This is a genomic window from Arthrobacter sp. TmtSoilC48 (genome assembly GCF_059739425.1).
Genome location: NZ_AP046049.1, coordinates 1 through 16,100, shown reverse-complemented (window position 1 = coordinate 16,100; position 16,100 = coordinate 1). Strand labels below are relative to the sequence as shown.

General features: G+C 62.5%; 17 protein-coding genes. 7 read left to right on the top strand and 10 right to left on the bottom strand.

Going from position 1 to position 16,100, the window contains the following annotated elements; translation table 11 throughout:
- Positions 1-128: 128 nt before the first annotated feature.
- The gene (locus AC6I97_RS00085; RefSeq protein WP_497943721.1) at positions 129-707 is read left to right on the top strand and encodes a GlcG/HbpS family heme-binding protein; all 579 of its coding nucleotides are present in this window, start codon (positions 129-131) and stop codon (positions 705-707) included.
- A 10-nt stretch (positions 708-717) separates the two neighbouring features.
- On the top strand, positions 718-1,458 hold the full coding sequence (locus AC6I97_RS00080) for an ankyrin repeat domain-containing protein (RefSeq protein ID WP_497943720.1): 741 nt from the start codon (positions 718-720) through the stop codon (positions 1,456-1,458).
- Between the two features lie 90 nt (positions 1,459-1,548).
- Here AC6I97_RS00080 and AC6I97_RS00075 read toward each other — a convergent pair whose 3' ends face one another.
- The 3 genes from AC6I97_RS00075 to AC6I97_RS00065 are packed head-to-tail and all read right to left on the bottom strand — an operon-like array spanning position 1,549 to position 4,212.
- Entirely contained in the window at positions 1,549-2,763 is a 1,215-nt protein-coding gene (locus AC6I97_RS00075; RefSeq protein ID WP_497943719.1) for an acetyl-CoA acetyltransferase, read from the bottom strand.
- Positions 2,760-3,458, bottom strand: coding sequence for a CoA transferase subunit B (locus tag AC6I97_RS00070; RefSeq protein ID WP_497943718.1), 699 nt, complete (start codon positions 3,456-3,458; stop codon positions 2,760-2,762). The genes AC6I97_RS00075 and AC6I97_RS00070 overlap by 4 nt, the downstream gene beginning before the upstream one ends.
- A 37-nt stretch (positions 3,459-3,495) precedes the next feature.
- A complete protein-coding gene (locus tag AC6I97_RS00065; RefSeq protein WP_224095019.1) occupies positions 3,496-4,212 on the bottom strand; it encodes a CoA transferase subunit A in 717 nt (238 codons plus the stop codon).
- 177 nt (positions 4,213-4,389) lie between these two features.
- Here AC6I97_RS00065 and AC6I97_RS00060 point away from each other — a divergent pair, with 177 nt between their 5' ends.
- The 3 genes from AC6I97_RS00060 (at position 4,390) to AC6I97_RS00050 (ending at position 8,137) form a co-directional block, all read left to right on the top strand.
- Positions 4,390-5,175 carry an IclR family transcriptional regulator gene (locus tag AC6I97_RS00060; protein ID WP_497943717.1) on the top strand — a complete coding sequence of 262 codons (786 nt, stop codon included), beginning with the start codon at positions 4,390-4,392 and terminating at the stop codon, positions 5,173-5,175.
- Positions 5,176-5,479: 304 nt separating this feature from the next.
- Positions 5,480-6,544, top strand: coding sequence for an IS110 family RNA-guided transposase (locus AC6I97_RS00055; protein WP_497943716.1), 1,065 nt, complete (start codon positions 5,480-5,482; stop codon positions 6,542-6,544).
- Positions 6,545-6,898: 354 nt separating this feature from the next.
- A complete protein-coding gene (locus AC6I97_RS00050; RefSeq protein WP_497943715.1) occupies positions 6,899-8,137 on the top strand; it encodes an IS110 family RNA-guided transposase in 1,239 nt (412 codons plus the stop codon).
- 27 nt (positions 8,138-8,164) lie between these two features.
- On the opposite strand, the gene AC6I97_RS00045 is transcribed toward AC6I97_RS00050, so the two are convergent.
- A complete protein-coding gene (locus tag AC6I97_RS00045; RefSeq protein ID WP_224095021.1) occupies positions 8,165-8,737 on the bottom strand; it encodes a GNAT family N-acetyltransferase in 573 nt (190 codons plus the stop codon).
- Between the two features lie 205 nt (positions 8,738-8,942).
- On the opposite strand from AC6I97_RS00045, the gene AC6I97_RS00040 reads away from it, so the two are divergent.
- Entirely contained in the window at positions 8,943-9,317 is a 375-nt protein-coding gene (locus tag AC6I97_RS00040; RefSeq protein WP_497943714.1) for a VOC family protein, read from the top strand.
- An 85-nt stretch (positions 9,318-9,402) separates the two neighbouring features.
- Here AC6I97_RS00040 and AC6I97_RS00035 read toward each other — a convergent pair whose 3' ends face one another.
- Positions 9,403-11,175: a cytochrome c biogenesis protein DipZ gene (locus AC6I97_RS00035; protein WP_497943713.1), complete on the bottom strand. Its 1,773-nt coding sequence runs from the start codon at positions 11,173-11,175 to the stop codon at positions 9,403-9,405.
- 245 nt (positions 11,176-11,420) lie between these two features.
- On the opposite strand from AC6I97_RS00035, the gene AC6I97_RS00030 reads away from it, so the two are divergent.
- Positions 11,421-12,098 (top strand): fasciclin domain-containing protein, encoded by a 678-nt coding sequence (locus AC6I97_RS00030; RefSeq protein ID WP_224095024.1) that lies wholly within the window; start codon positions 11,421-11,423, stop codon positions 12,096-12,098.
- Between the two features lie 103 nt (positions 12,099-12,201).
- On the opposite strand, the gene AC6I97_RS00025 is transcribed toward AC6I97_RS00030, so the two are convergent.
- The 5 genes from AC6I97_RS00025 to AC6I97_RS00005 form a co-directional block, all read right to left on the bottom strand.
- Positions 12,202-12,387: a hypothetical protein gene (locus tag AC6I97_RS00025; protein WP_224166184.1), complete on the bottom strand. Its 186-nt coding sequence runs from the start codon at positions 12,385-12,387 to the stop codon at positions 12,202-12,204.
- 11 nt (positions 12,388-12,398) lie between these two features.
- The gene (locus AC6I97_RS00020) at positions 12,399-14,420 is read right to left on the bottom strand and encodes a BCCT family transporter (RefSeq protein WP_224095027.1); all 2,022 of its coding nucleotides are present in this window, start codon (positions 14,418-14,420) and stop codon (positions 12,399-12,401) included.
- Positions 14,421-14,457: 37 nt separating this feature from the next.
- Positions 14,458-14,595: a hypothetical protein gene (locus tag AC6I97_RS00015; protein WP_224166185.1), complete on the bottom strand. Its 138-nt coding sequence runs from the start codon at positions 14,593-14,595 to the stop codon at positions 14,458-14,460.
- Positions 14,596-14,879: 284 nt separating this feature from the next.
- Positions 14,880-15,686, bottom strand: a complete 807-nt coding sequence (locus tag AC6I97_RS00010) for an IclR family transcriptional regulator (RefSeq protein WP_224095032.1) — start codon at positions 15,684-15,686, stop codon at positions 14,880-14,882.
- 190 nt (positions 15,687-15,876) lie between these two features.
- Positions 15,877-16,100 (bottom strand): formate dehydrogenase accessory sulfurtransferase FdhD (locus AC6I97_RS00005; RefSeq protein WP_497943712.1); only part of this gene is annotated, 224 nt, incomplete at its 5' end.

Sequence of the window (16,100 nt, the reverse complement as noted above, 5' to 3'; positions counted from 1 at the left end):
CTTTTGGCTGATACGGCTGGCGGAAAGGCTGACCTTGGAACCGGCTCACGGCCGATGCCTGCCCGGAGCTGCCCCGGAAGCATGGGTATGTACCCGAAATTGCCGATGCGTGCCACGAGGAGAACTCCATGAAGAAGTCCAACAAGATGATTGCTGCCGCTGCTGCTGGAGCGCTGTTGCTCACAGGCGGGGTTACCGCAGTAGCCAATGCCGTGGCCCCCGCGGCCGCGCCTGTTACCGCACCTGCCGCGCCGGTAGCTGCCGAAGTCCAGCCTGCTCCGGAGAATGTGGTTGCCCAGAACCGAATCACAGTGGGTGCTTCGAGTGCGGCCGTAAATGCGGCGCTTTCCAAGTGCCAGACGGACAAGCTTCCGTTCGTGACGGTCGCCCTGGTGGATCGCTTCGGTACGGTCCAGGCCCTTCTCCGCGGCGACAACGCCGCCGAGCACACCATCGAAGCCGCCAAGCAGAAGGCTTACACGGCGGCTGCCTTTGGTGCCCCCACCAGCGAACTGGCCAAGCGCATCAACGGCACCGGACCGTCCATCGCGGACCTTCCCGGCACGCTTTTCCTGGCTGGCGGTGTCCCGTTGAAGGTCAACGGCGTATCCGTGGCTGGCATCGGCGTCGGCGGTGCTCCCGACGGCGCCTTGGACGAGGCGTGCGCGACTGCTGGTGCCGAGGCCTTGGCCACAGCTGCGAAGTAGCCTCGAGGGTATGGGTTCCCTCAAGGCGCGCCGGCTGGCTGTGGGCTCGGCAATCGGCGCAGGTTTGGTGGTCGCCGGGCTTCTGGCTGGCTGCGTGCCGTCCTCGCCTGTTGACTCACAGACGTCCGGTTCGCAAACAGCGAGTACGACGGCGGCCGCCTCACCTGACAGCCCGGCACCTACCCAAGCGACACCGTCGAGTGTCAGTCCTGTCCCGGCGTCGTCCGTTGCCTTGCCGCCCAAGCTGTCACCGGAGGCTCAAATGGAAACCGACAGGCTCCTGATCCTCGCCGCGAAAGCCAACGATCCCGTCCGGGTGCGGGAACTGATCGCGGCAGGTGGCAACGTCAATGCCAAGGACGACATCCAGGACTCGGCGTTCTTGTACGCAGGGGCCGAAGGCTTCAACGAGGTGCTGCAGCTGACCCTGGCTGCCGGGGCCGATGTCCGTAGCATCAACCGATACGGCGGCACAGCCCTGATTCCCGCGAGCGAGCATGGGCACACCGAAACTGTACGGATCCTCATCGCCGCGGGCGTGCCTGTGAACCACGTGAACAACCTGGGCTGGACGGCCATGCAGGAAGCCATCCTGCTCAACAACGGCGGGCCGAACCAGCAGGACGTGGTCCGGCAACTGCTGGCCGCGGGAGCTGATCCGGATATCCGTGATCCCCAAGGCCGAACCGCCCTGCAGAACGCAGAGCGGCTCGGGTTCACGGAGATCGCGGCTCTGATCCGGAACCGCTGACCCGCCCCCGCCCGTGCCCGCCAGCCCAACTAGGTCGCATTAGTGCGCGTTTTGACGACTCTAAACGCGCACTACTGCGACTCAGATGGGCTAAAGGGACTCGAGGATGCTGACGTAGTTGGCGATGCCCACTCCGCCCATGTTCTGGACGGCACCCCGCCGGGCATTGGGAAGCTGCATGTCGCCGGCGGTCCCCGTGAGCTGCATGGCCGCAATGACATGCTGCGACACGCCAGTTGCGCCCACAGGATGCCCCTTCGCCTTAAGGCCTCCAGATACGTTTACGGGAAGTTTGCCGTCCCTGTATACCCAGCCCTCCTGAACAGCGCGCGAGCCCTCGCCGCGGGGAGTCAGGCCCATGGCCTCGTACATGATGAGCTCCGCGATGGTGAAGCAGTCGTGGACTTCGGCGAAGTCCAGTCCATCGATGCCCACCCCCGCCATTCCCAGCGCGCGCTCCCACGATGCTCGGGTGGCGGCGAATTCGGTGGGATCGCGCTTCTCCGCGGGGAAGAAATCGTTCGCATGACCGAAGCCAGCCAAGCGCACCGGGGCGGTTGCGCCGCCGGTAGCCGTCGCTGAAATCACGACGGCGGCCGCACCGTCCGAGACCGGCGAACAGTCCGTGCGGCGCAAGGGGTCCGCGACCATCGGGTTCTTGTCCGAGATGGTGCGGCAGAATTCCTCCCCAAAGTCCCGGTGCATCTGGGCGTAGGGATTGTCCATTCCGTTGTGGTGGTTCTTGGCTGCAATGGAACCGAGGACATCGCCCAGGCCCCCGGGGTAGTTGGCGGCGTCAATGCCCGTGCCGTACCGCTTCCCGTAGTGCTTCGCCACCTCGGCGAACAACCCCGTGAACCCTGTAGTGGAGGCCTTGCCCGCCATCTCGTACGACGCACCAAGCAAAGCCGCCCCCACAACGTCCGCTCCGGCGTCGGTCATCTTTTCCGCGCCGATCACCAAGACATTGCGGGCAGTTCCAGCGAGCACAGCCTTCACGCCTTGCTGGAACGCCGCGGAACCGGAGGCGCAAGCGTTCTCCGTACGCGTTGCAGGGACATTGGCCAGGTCTGCGGAGAGCTGGAGGGCCAAGGACGACGTGAAACCCAGCGGTTGCATGCCCGAGTTGAACTGGCCGAGATAGACCTCGTCGATGTCCTTCGGCTCCAGCCCTGAATTGCGGATTGCTTCACCGGCTACTTGGACGATCAGGGACTCCAAAGTCTCGTCCGTGAGTTTGCCAAACTTGCTATGGCCCCACCCGGTGAGCAGGATGTCCTTGCCGAACTGGTCTTTCAGGCTCATGCGTTTACTCCTTCGAGGGTGCTTTCTTCTTCAGACTCGAGCGCAACAGCGAACTCGGCTTCGGTCTTACTGCGTATCTCTTCCACGGTGACGCCCGGGGCGAGGCGGGTCAGCAGAAGTCGCGTGCCGACGTCGTGGTTTTCCGGGTCCGGCGCTATGTCGAAGACGGCGAGGTCCGTGATGATCCGGTCAACGCACTTGAGCCCCGTGAGCGGCAGTGTGCATTCTGTGACGATCTTGGCCGAGCCGTCCTTGGCGTTGTGCTCGGTGAGGACCACCACCCGTGGCGTCCCGGCCACCAGGTCCATCGCGCCGCCCATGCCCTTGACCATCTTGCCGGGGATGGTCCAGTTGGCGAGGTCGCCGCCGCCGGACACCTGCATCGCGCCCAGGATGGCCACCTTTACATGCCCGCCACGGATCATGCCGAACGAGGTAGCGGAATCGAAGATGCTGCCTCCCGGGGTGATGGTCACGGTCTGCTTGCCTGCGTTGATGAGGTCGGCGTCTTCCTCGCCCTCGTACGGAAACGGGCCCATGCCGAGCAGGCCGTTCTCGCTCTGGAGGACAACCCGCACGCCATCGGGCAGGTTATTGGCAACCAGCGTGGGGATGCCGATGCCGAGGTTGACGTAGTCGCCGTCGTTCAATTCTTCAGCCGCGATGGCGGCCATCTGGTCTCGTGTCCAAGCCATGATTGTGCTCCTTGTTCCTTAAACCGTTAGCGCTTCTTTAGACCGTTACCGCTTCGCGCCGGGGGCGGACTGTGCGCTGTTCGATGTCCTTAACCCGTGCGCTGGCCTGCACCAGTCGCTGGACGTAGACGCCTGGAGTGACGATGTGATTGGGGTCGAGCACGCCGGGCTGCACAATGACCTCCGCCTCAGCGATGGTGACGGCGCCGGCCGTTGCCACCACCGGGTTGAAGTTCCTCGCCGTGTAGCGGTAGATCAGGTTTCCATCAGTGTCCGCGGTGTGCGCATGAACCAGCGCGACGTCGGCGGTGATGGCGCGCTCGCGGACGTAAGTCACGCCGTCGAACTCCTCCAACGGCTTGCCCTCGGCAACAAGCGTGCCCACGCCGGTCCGCGTGTAGAAGGCAGGGATGCCGGCGCCGCCCGCACGGAGGCGTTCGGCAAGGGTGCCTTGGGGAGTGAACTCGACGTCGAGCTTGCCGGCGAGGTACTGCTCGGCGAAAAGCTTGTTCTCGCCGACGTAGGAAGCGATGACCTTCCGGACCTGGCCTGCCTCGATCAGCACACCGAGCCCCTTGCCATCCACCCCCATGTTGTTGGAGACGATGGTGAGGTCCTTGGCGCCCGACTCACGGACGGCATCGATCAGGTCGGCGGGGATGCCACTCAGGCCAAAACCCCCGACGGCGATCGTCAGGCCGTCTGCCATCAAGTCCTGGAGCGCTTGGGTTGCGCTGGCGTGCATCTTCGACATGGGAGCTCCTCTTTGAGTGTTCGTGGTGGACGTATCCACTTTGTGGACTTGTGACCTGTAGAGGAGCCTAGGTTTCATCCCACCCAGGGTCAACGACCAGATTGCTTGGCTACTCACGGTGTGGACTGTAGGCTCAATGGTGTCCATATTGTGGATGAAATCTTCAAAGGAGCACCTGTGCCGGAACAGAAATCCACGCAAAACCCAGTCCAGGGCGCCCAGGTCGTAGGCCGGGTTGCCCTGCTGCTGAGGCTTGTTGGGCGCAAACCCGAGGGGACATCGTTGGCCGGATTGGTTCGGGAATCAGGGCTGACGCGGCCAACAGTGCACCGGCTGCTGACGTCCCTTGCCGCGGAGGGTTTGCTGGAGCACGATTCAGCCGCGGGGAAGTGGGTTCTGGGGCCGGAGATCTTCCTCCTTGGATCGGTAGCGGCGGCACGCTTCCCCATGGAGGATATTGCCCGGCCCAGCCTGCGCCGGCTCGCCGCGGAGACTGGCGAGAGCGCGTTCTTCTCCATCCGTCGCGGCAACGAAACCGTCTGCGTGTTGCGCGAGGAAGGCTCGTTCCCGGTGAGATCCTTCGTGCTGCATGAAGGCGTACGTTTTCCGTTGGGAGTTGCGTCGGCAGGGACTGCGATCATGGCTTTCCTGCCCGCCGATGAGCAGGAAACCCTGCTGAACGACTGGCCGGCGCACGCTGGCGACTTTGCCGTGGGACACCCGGTCGACGTGGTTCGGGGGAACCTTGAGCGCACCCGGCTCACGGGCTACTCGGTAAATCCGGGGCTGATCCTTGAAGGAAGCTGGGGGATGGGCGCAGCCGTCTTTGACCAACAGGGACGCCCCGCATGGGCCCTTTCCTTGACGGGGATCGAACCCCGGTTCCGTCCTGATCGACAAGAATTCCTCGGCAAATTGCTGCTTGAGGAAGCTCACCGAATGACCGCGAAACTGCAAGGCTGACCCAACTGTGAGTCTTATCAGCAGCTGGTCTGGGACTGGCTGGCAGGATAGTATCGGCCGTCCGCCTCGGTGGTTGTGACTCAAAGAAACTATGACCATTAGTGTTTTGCGTCCGACTTGTCCTTCCGTCGGGGTGGTCGGCCGGTACCTGTCCGGCCCACTTCGGTGACTTGATCAGAAGATTGTCCGCGTTGTTGAGCGCGTGACTCGTCACAGTGCTGTTCCGATGTGATTCCTACCCGGACCGGTACCGGCCTTTAGCGGCCGGACCTTGTCCATCGCTGAGGAAAGGTGCTGCACCGCCATGTCTATCGTTGCGCATTCCCACCCGTTTGTCGTGGGGGTTGATACCCACGCCCGGAATCATGTTTACGCCGTCCTCGCCGCTGGGACCGGCGAGCTGCTGGATACCCGGGAGTTTCCCACGACGCCTGCCGGCATCAGCAGGGCCATCGCCTGGGTCGCCCGCCGTACCGGGGCGGACGCTGACACGCTCTGGGTCATCGAAGGCGCCGCATCCTACGGGGCTGTCCTGGCCGGCACTGTTGCCGCCGAGGGCTTCCCGATCGCCGAGGCACCACGCATGGATGCCAGGAAGCGCCGCGGCGTTGGGAAGTCCGATGCCCTGGACGCCCACCGGATCGGCGCGGCCGTGCTGCCGCTGCCGCTGGAGAAGCTGCGCCGGCCCAGGGTGAACGACGGGGTCCGTCAAGCCCTGCGGATCCTGATCACGGCACGCGATGCGATGAGCACCGAGCGGACCCGCTCGGTCAACGCGCTCACCGCGCTGCTGCGCACACACGTTTTGGGAATGGACGCCCGGAAGCCTCTTTCAGTCGGGCAGATCACTGACGTCTCACGGTGGCGTGCACGCGAGGAGGAGCTCTCCCTGTCCATTGCCCGCGCCGAAGCGGTTCGCCTGGCCAGGCGTGTCCTCGAACTCGATGAACAGCTCAAATCCAACGAGAACCAACTGACCGAGCTGGTGCAGATCAGCGAGGCCGCGCCCCTGCTTCAGGAACCGGGCTTTGGGCCCGTCGCTGCAGCGACCTGCCTCGCCACCTGGTCCCACCACGGGCGGGTTCGAAACGAGGCCGCCTACGCCTCCCTGGCGGGCGTCAACCCGATCCCTGCGTCTTCAGGAAACACCGTCCGCCACCGCCTGAACCGCGGGGGCGACAGAAGCCTGAACCGAGCCTTACACATGGTCGCGCTCACCAAAATGGCCCACGATCCCGAGACCCGGAAATACGTCGAGAAGCGGCGGGCAGAAGGCCACACAAACAGGGAAATCCGTCGATGCATCAAGCGCTACCTGGCCCGGCGCATCTATAGGACGCTCAATGCCTCCTGCACTAATGCCGCTTGACAGACATAGAAGAGTCTGAGTCGCATTTGTGCGCGTTTTGACGGCTCTAAACGCGCACAAATGCGACTCAGCGTGTGGGCGCCGCTGGCGCGCCGTGCAGTAGGAAAGTATGCGTTCGACGCGCCGTGGCTGTGGTCAGGGCGGGTGTAGTGGGCGGATCATAGATGGTGTCCGTCTCGGTCGATGCCGGGCCAACTTGGTGCCTTGAGCCCGTGACTCAGCTTGGTGTGGAGGGCGTCCACGGGAACCGTGGATTGTTGCCGTCGAGCACGAGTATTAGATTCCTGAATATTCCCCAGTCCTCCCCGAGACAGACACATCCATGACCGAATGCGCTGTGTTGGAGGGAAGAAGATGGACATTGTTCACGAACGCACCGCGGGGATGGATATCTCCAAACGCGACGCGAAGGTCTGCCTGCGCGTGCCCGGGTCCCGGGTCGGGACCTATACGTCGAAGATAACCACTTGGGGTGCGACCACGAACGCGATCTTGGAACTGCGGGAGTTCCTCGAACGCGAACATGTCACCGTTGTCGTGATGGAAGCGACTAGCGATTACTGGAAACCGTTCTTCTACCTACTCGAAGAAACCCTGCCGGTGATGCTCGTCAACGCCAAAGCCGCCCGGAACATCCCGGGACGCAAAACCGATGTCTCCGACGCTGCGTGGCTCGCCCAGCTGGCCGCGCACGGGCTCTTACGGGCCTCGTTCGTGCCACCGGAACCAATCCGCGATCTGCGGGACCTGACCCGGGCCAGGGCCATCGCCACCAGGGACCGGGCCCGGGAAATCCAACGGCTGGAGAAGTTCCTGGAAAGTTCCGGGATCAAACTCTCCTCCGTCGTCTCGGACCTGACCGGGGTCTCCTCCCGGGACATGCTCGAAGCCCTCATCAACGGCGAACGGAACCCCAACGTTCTGGCAGGAATGGCCCGCGGGGCGATGCGTTCGAAAATCCCGGCCCTAGTCGATGCCCTCACCGGCAGGTTCAAACCCCACCACGCGTTCATGGCACGGCTGCACCTGGACCAGATCGATGCCCACACCCGCACCATCGAAGCGCTCACTGGCCGGATCGAGGAGGCGATGGAACCCTTTCGTGGCGCCAGGGAAGCCCTGGCCACCATCCACGGAGTCTCCCACCGGATCGCCGAAGTGATCATCGCCGAAACCGGCGCGAACATGACCGTCTTCGAAACCCCGGGCAGGCTCGCATCCTGGGCCGGGGTCTGCCCCAGCGCCAACGAATCCGCCGGACACCTCAAATCCACACACATCCTGCCCGGCAACAAATACCTCAAAGCAGCACTCGGCACCGCGGCCATGTCCGCCACACGGTCCAAGAACACCTACCTCGCCGCGAAATACCGGCGCATCACAGCCCGTGCTGGAGGCAATAAAGCCCTTGTCGCCGTCGAACATTCCATCCTCACCGCAGCCTGGCACATGCTCAGCACCGGCGAAATCTACAACGACCCCGGCGCCGACCACTTCAACAGGATCAACCCGACCAAAGCCATGAACCGCGCCATCAAACAACTCAACAACCTCGGCTACAACGTCACCATCACCCCGGTCACCGCAGCCTAATCCACCCCTACTTTCGTATTAGTTGGGTCAGCGCAGGTCCAGGCGCATGAGTACCCTGGGGAAACCGTTGAGGACGGACGTTGTCTCTGCGACCTTTGTGAAGCCGGCTTTCTCGAACAGTCTGCGGGTCCCCACGTACGCCATGGTCAAGTCCACCTTGCTGCCCTTGTTGTCCACTGGATAGCCCTCAATGGCTGGCGCGCCGTACTCGCGGGCCATCTCGATGGCACCCTCCAGCAGATGATGGGAGATGCCCTTGCCTCGATGCCCGGGCCGCACCCTGATGCACCAGACAGACCAGACGGCGGCGTCGTCCACGTGTGGAATCTTCCGGTTGGTTGCGAAGCTGGTGTCGGCCCGGGGGTGCACGGCAGCCCACCCAACTACTTCGCCGCCGTCGTAAGCGAGAACGCCTGGTGGCGGATCCTCCGCCACCAGCTTTTCCACGAACTTTCCCCGTTCCTCCCGCTGGAGCGCAAGATTTTGTTTCGAGGGAATCCGGTAGCTCAGGCACCAGCACACGTTGGCGTCCGGACGTTTGGGGCCGACGATGGTTTTCACGTCCTCGAACACCGTTGCCGGGCGAACCTCGATTGCCATGCCGCCCATCCTGTCACCGCCGCCCGACTCTTCGCTAGACTGGCGGACGTGATGACCGGATCGGGCACCTGCCCTGCACGGATTGGCTACCCGGCCGACCTCTGACGCGCTCTGTCAGCCAGAGCGGTGGCGTCCCGCGCGCTCCTCCCTGTGGATCGATGAATTTCAGCCCATCGATTTCAAACCCACATCCAAGGAGTCATGCATGCCCGCACATTTCAACCACACCATCATTGCGTCCATCGATCGCGCCGTCTCGGCCGGGTTCTACAGGGACATCCTCGAAGCGGACGAAGCACCCGGTTGGGGACCCTTCACCAACCTGACCTTGGCTGGCGGCGTAATGCTCCAATTCGCTGAGCCCCCGGTCGAGATCCAGATGCAGCATTATGCCTTCCTCGTTGACGACCAGCATTTTGACCGTGCCTACCAGCGGCTGGTGAGTGCCGGCGTCGAGCATTGGGCGGATCCTCAGATGACCCGTCCAGGCGAGACCAATACGGAGCACGGTGGCCGCGGTGTCTATTTCAAGGACCCCTCTGGCCACGCGCTGGAGCTGATCACGAAGCCGTATTTCTAACGACGAAGCGGAAGCTGGATAGGGGGCCGCGGCGTGGAGGGCATCGCGAAGCGGCAAGGCCCCTATCCAGCTTCCAGCGCGCACCCTATCCGAACGTGAAGGAGTACGCCTGGATGCCCTGCGGGACCTTGACCTCGAGCTTGCCCCCGCGGATTTCGGGGTCGTCCACGATCTGATGTAGCGTGGGCGTCCCTGAGACCGCCACGGACGTGGTCTTGCCATCGCGGACAACATCGATCATGCCTTCACCACTGACCACGATGTACACCTGCTTGGCGTGGTAGTTCAGGGCAATAGAGGAGCCGTCGCCGGCAGGAGTTATGGATTGTGTCCCGAGATCCCACGAACCTTTCAAGGAAAAGCTGTCACCGGGCTGGTCTGCCGGCACTGTATACAGCCCAACCCCGGCTTTATAGGGTTCCGTGCCCGCATAGTTGACCTTCTTGGTGGTGCCCAAGTACGTCTCCGGAGTGGTGGCACCTGCTACCGGCCCGTCGTCGGACGATTCAGTGGGCGCGGGGAGCGCCGCTGAAGGGTTGGCCTCTTGCAGTAGTTTGCGGATCAGTTTCTCAGTGGTCTGGTAGCCGCCCTCGCCGAATTTGATGTGCCGGACTGTTCCTTCGGAGTCGATCAGGTAGTGGGCAGGCCAGTAACGGTTGCGGTAGTTGGTCCACGTGGACAGGGTGTTGTCGATGGCTACGGGGTACGTGATGCCCAGGTCCATCGCACCGGACATGACGTTGCGGGTCTCTTTCTCGAACGCGTACTCGGGGGAGTGGATCCCGATGATTTCCAGGCCGGAGTCCTTGTACTTGCTGTACCAATCCGTGAGGTGCGGAACGGAGCGCTGGCAGTTGATGCAGGAGTAGGCCCAGAAATCCACCAGGACTACCTTGCCCTTAAGGTCCTTCAAGTTCACGGCCTGGCCGCCAGGGGTGTTGAACCATTCCTGGATGCCCTTGATATCCGGCGCTATGCCACACGATTCGAGCTCGGTGGCACCGTTGCTGCACTTGTCCAGATCACGGTTTTGGTCATTTACCAGTCCACCAAGATCGAGGGCCTTCTTCACGGCCTCGTTGTCCTGAACCTGTTCCTGGAGTGTGGACGTGTAGTCGGGCACCAGTTTCTGCAGTAGCTGGGGAAGGTTGAACACCAACCCGATTGCCAGGGCGATCATCATGATGCCACCGGCTATGCGGATCTTGCGCTGGTTCTTGCGAAACGCCTTGACCCGCTCTGCGACGCGACGCCCAGCCAGCGCGAACACCAACAGCGGAACGGCCGCCCCCACGGCAAATGTCAACGTGAGGACGATAGTTTCGGGGCCCACTTGTCCCGTGGCACCGGCCACGGCAATGGCGGCAAGCACTGGTCCTGCACAGGGGACATAGACGACGCCGAGCGCCAGTCCCAGCACCAACCCACCGTTCCCAGTACCAACCTTTCGCTGCGGGATCCAGGAGAACGGCTTCTCCAGGATGTGCTGGAAGCGATCGAAAATCAGGCCGCAACCAATCAGCACCAGCACCACCAGCCCGATCCATCGAAGCAGGTCCTGCGGCAGGTTCACCAGGGTCAGCAGGAACGAACCAACCAGCGTAAAGGTGCTGAAGCTGATGACCAGGCCCAGGATCACCAGGTACGGGCGCAGGCCCGCCCGCCGTCGCTGCCTGGACCGGGTCTTAAGTTCGACGGCGGATGGCGGCACCTCTGTTACCGCGGAGCTGGTTGGAGAGCCTTTGCGTGCACCCTGAACACCTCCGGAAAGAAAGATGACGGGCAGGACGGGCAGGATGCAGGGCGAGATACCTGTAATCAACCCGCCCAACAGGCCGATAAGTGCTAGTTGCAGCATTGCGTCTCCCAACGTTCGCCGGACCGGCCCTTAAGGGTGCCGGCTCCGGATATCTGTAGGCAGTTCGGAGCCGCAGCCGCGATGGCTTGGTTTAAAAACTTTTTCAATCCGCACCCATCCACGCCGGTGCGACCTCCGAATAGCTGGTGAGGCACAAACCGCTGGCAACGCAGATGCAGCGCCGGGGAGCCAGTGCCCACACCCAATGGACCCAATGCCCTGGTTCCACGAACAAGGAGAATGACATGTTGTCCACAAAGCGCCCCGCCCTCGCCTTCGTTGGCCTCACTGCCGCCGCCCTTCTCGGACTCACCGCTTGTGGTGGTTCAAGCAGTTCCAGCACACCTTCGTCGTCGTCCGCCGCCCCGGAGATGACGTCCGCGGCACCGTCGCCGTCGGCTTCATCCATGACCAGTGCAGCCATGGATCCCGCGCGTGATCTTGTTGGCCCCGGCTGTGCCGGTTACGCCGCGCAGGTTCCGGATGGTGCCGGTTCGGTAGTGGGAATGGCCCAGGACCCGGTGGCCGTTGCTGCTTCGAACAACCCGCTGCTTAAGACCCTCACTGCCGCTGTTTCCGGCAAGCTCAACCCGAAAGTGGACCTGGTCTCCACCCTGAACGGCAGTGAATTCACAGTCTTTGCACCTGTTGACGATGCTTTCGCAAAGATCGACCCCGCCACGATTGAAACGCTCAAGACGGACGATGCCCTGCTGAGCAAGATCCTCACCTACCACGTAGTCCCAGGCCAGCTGACTCCGGACCAGGTGGTCGGAACCCACAAGACGGTCCAGGGTGGCGAAGTGACGGTTGGCGGTAGCAAAGATGCCCTCACAGTTGACGGAGCCAACGTGATCTGTGGCGGCGTCCACACGGCCAACGCAACGGTTTACCTGATCGACTCCGTGCTGATGCCCAAGTAACCCGATGCCCAAGTAACCCGCCAGTCCGCAAACAAAAAGCAGGCGCCGGAATCTGTACTGCTCAGATTCCGGCGCCTGCTGTTTTGGGTCTGGAAATGAATGGTCAGCGCTTGCCCAGGTCGCTATCGACGTAGGAGCCCTGGACCGTGGCGGTGGTTCCACAAGTGCAACCACCGTCAACCTGGAGCTTGACCGTTACGGGTTTCGTTGCATCCAGGGTGAAGCTCACGGTGTCCCCGGAATCGCTGGAGACACGCAGGGTGCTTTGGTGTTCATGGGTTTGCGACATGGCGGGATACCTTACTTGTCGGTCGGCTGGGTGCGGGGAGGCTGAACCGTGGGGATGGTTCCGGTCGGAGTTCCCCCGGGACAGTCGGAATCCGGGCAGTCTTCCGCACACTCGTGCCTCGTGACCAGATCGAATTGAACGCCCCGATGTTGTTCCACGCCCGTACGAATCGCACGTTCAACTACGGATGTCGCCAAGCGCTTCCGCAGTGACAGAGGATCACGGCGCAGATCCTTCGTCAGGGCGAAACAGAGCAGCAGCATGACAATGACGAACGGCAGGGCGGCAACAATCGTGACTCTTTGGAGCCCGGCCAATGCCTCGGATGGTTCGTCGCCGCCGGCCAGGAGCATAACCGCTGCTACTGCACCGGTAAGGCTTCCCCAGAAGATCACTACTCCGCGGCGGGGATGTTCGGCTCCGTTGGAGCTGAGCGACCCCATGACGATGGAGGCTGCGTCGGCACCAGTGATGAAGAAGATTGCCACCAGCACCATGGCCAGCACGATCACTGCTGCGGTGGCCCAGCCGGGCATGCCCAGGTTCTTGACGAGATCGAAGAGTGCGCCGTCGAAATTGACGGAAGGCACGCCGTTGGTCATGGTCACCAGGCCGGGTGTGCCGGCCTTGTCAGCTTCCTGCTGGACATGGAAGGCAGCTCCACCGAAGATACCGAACCAGATAACGCTGACGATGCTTGGCACCAGCAGGACGCCGGTGACGAACTGGCGGATGGTCCGGCCGCGGCTGATGCGCGCAATGAACATGCCGACGAAGGGCGTCCAGGAGATCCACCAGGCCCAGTAGAAAATGGTCCAACTGGTCATCCAGCTACGCAATGCTTCGTCCCCGACCGCTTCGGTCCGGGACGACATTTCTGCCAGGTCCCTGGCGTAGTCGCCGATTGCGGAAGGGATCAGGTTGAGGATGAACAGGGTAGGGCCGGCAACAAAGACGATGATTGCCAGGACGACTGCCAGCACCATGTTGATGTTGGAAAGCCACTGGATGCCACGGCTGATTCCGGAGACTGCTGATGCGACGAAGCAGAAGGTGAGGATGGCCACGATGACCACGAGTACCGGGGTGCCGATCTCGCCCACCCAGCCGTTGGAGGTCATGCCGCTGCCGATCTGAAGGGCGCCAAGGCCCAGGGAAGCGGCGGTACCGAACAGCGTGGCAAAGATGGCCAGGATGTTGATGAATTTCCCGAGGGGGCCTTCCACCATCCTGATGCCGAACAGCGATGTGAACGCTGCGGAGACCAGCTGCCTGCGGCCCAGGCGGTAGGTGCCGTATGCCATGGCAATGCCCACCACTGCGTACATGGCCCATGGGTGCAGGGTCCAGTGGAAGATCGAGGTGGCCATGGCAGTCTGAATGGCAGCAGGGGTGCGGCCGTCCACAGTGCCTGGTGGTGGCGAGATGTAGTGGTAGAGGGGTTCAGCCACGCCATAGAACATGAGCCCGATGCCCATGCCGGCGGCGAACATCATCGCTACCCAGGAGACAGTACGGAATTCCGGCTTCTCGCCGTCCTTGCCCAGTGGGATGTTGCCGAACTTGCCCAGCGCGAGCCAGAGGACGAAGACGACGAACAAAGAGGCAAGAACCATGAAGAGCCAGCCGGTGTATTCCATGACCCAGTTCAGGGCGCCTTTGGAAGATTCGGAAAGGCTGTCCCGGCCGACGAAGCCCCAGACCACGAAGGCGACGGCGATGGCGCCCGTGATTCCGAAGGTGACTTTGTCCAGCGTAAGTTTGCGGTTCCGGCGGGCGCTGACTGCCTGCTCGGTCCTGGCATGGCGCAGTTCTTCCAGGATCTGTGCGTATTCCTCAGTATCCGGGAGTGCTTCTGCGCCTTCGCCCTCATCGTCGAGGACTGCGGGGTTGGTTTCATCTGGGGAGACGCTGATGACGTCTCCAGGGTTCTCCAGACGGTTTGTCTTACGTGATGAGGGAGTGTCAGCCAGGTTATCGTTGGCGGGCAATTCCTCGGGAGTTAAAGGCTTTAAATCGCTATTTATAGCCATGAGCGGGTCCTTTGCTCGGCGAGTCATGGGCTTGGGTTTATACATGGCCCTGGAGGGTGGGGCCGGATGGAAGGTTGGGGGCTTCCTCCGGTTGGATGACCATGATGGTTGGAGCAGTATCGAGCCGCAGCGCCTCCCCGGGAGCGGGTTCACCAGTGGGGCAGGCCTTGCGCATGTGCACCTCTTTTAGTCGGGGAACGGGTTTCTGGTCGCTTTGGCTGAATCGCCTTCGTGCGTTTCGCAAGAATCAACAGTTCTCGCGCTAAGCAACAGAGTGCGCCCCGTCACAGGGCAATGTCAAGGTGTTTCTGTTCCATTTCGCGGCACCTTGACAGCGCCGCCGACATGCGCAGTCTGTTGCATATCGTGCCTACTGTTGCGTAACAAGCGATTTTCCCACCCAAAAATGGGCATGCTGATGCCAGCGGTTTGAAGCGTCGAGAAGCGGCCTGGCAGCGCCTAGCGGCGTCGGTAGCCCATTTTGGCGCTGATGGTGAAGCCAGCCTCACGGAGGGCGTCTATGAGCCCTGGGTGCTCCTCCGGGGCAAAGCGGAAGGCGGGGCCGGAGATACTCACCGCAGCGATGACATTGCCCATGTGGTTAAAGATGGGCACGGCTACCGCCGTCAGGCCGATCTCGAACTCTTCATGCACGACTGCGTAGCCGTTCCGTGCGACGTCGAGCAGCTGCTTCTCCAGCTCCGCGCGATTGGTGATGGTGCGGGGTGTGCGGGCAGGCAGGCCGACTGTCTTGAGGACCTGGTTCCGCTCATCGGCCGTCAGCGCGGCCAAAAGCACTTTGCCGCTGGATGTCGCATGCAGCGGGGTCAGGCTGCCCACCCAGTCGTAGGTGGCAAGCGTTGAGGGGCCCATGGCCTGATCCACGTTGACTGCGTAGTTGGACCGAAGCACGGCAAGGTTGACCGTTTCCTTGTACTCACCCGCAAGTGCTTCCAGTACTTCCCTGGCCTCGTGCACGACGCTCAGCCTGCCGGGGATGGAGGTCGCCAGCCGAAGGATTCCGAAGCCCAGCTGGTACTTGCCCCTCTCGCTGTTCTGCCGGACAAGCTCGCGGTTTACCAGCGAGCCCACAAGCCTGGACACCGTGGATTTATGGACGCCCATTTCGTCAGCGATTTCACTGACGCCGGCATCCCCTTCGCGTGCAAGGATTTCCAGGATTTGCAGCGCGCGGTCCACTGATTGGACGCCGCCGCCTTGGGCGTCTGCGTCCTTCTCGATGTCTGGATTGTTGCGTGGGGCCATGATGCCTCGTGTCGTTGTCCCAAGCAGGCGGCCGGGGCTGTAAAGCCCTGCCCGGCATGCTCCTCGTCTTTCCTCATCCTAGTCCGACACGGACACGGGCCTTGAAACACGCGGGGAGTTTGTGCACAGCAAACGCACCCTATCGGCATCAACAGGGCTTTAGCTGCGTGCAAACGCGGAAAACGGGCGGTCAGAGCCCGGCGTAGACCTCCTCACGTGCTGCTTTGCGGGGGCGGATCAATCTGTCGCGTCCGGCGTAGACGTTGAGGCTGTGACCACGGCTGAAGCCAACCAGGGTCACGCCGGTCTCAGTAGCGAGGTCCGCGGCAAGGCTGGAGGGTGCGCTCACGGCTGACAGGACGGGGATGCCGGCGAGGGCAGCCTTCTGGACCAGCTCGAACGATGCACGTCCTG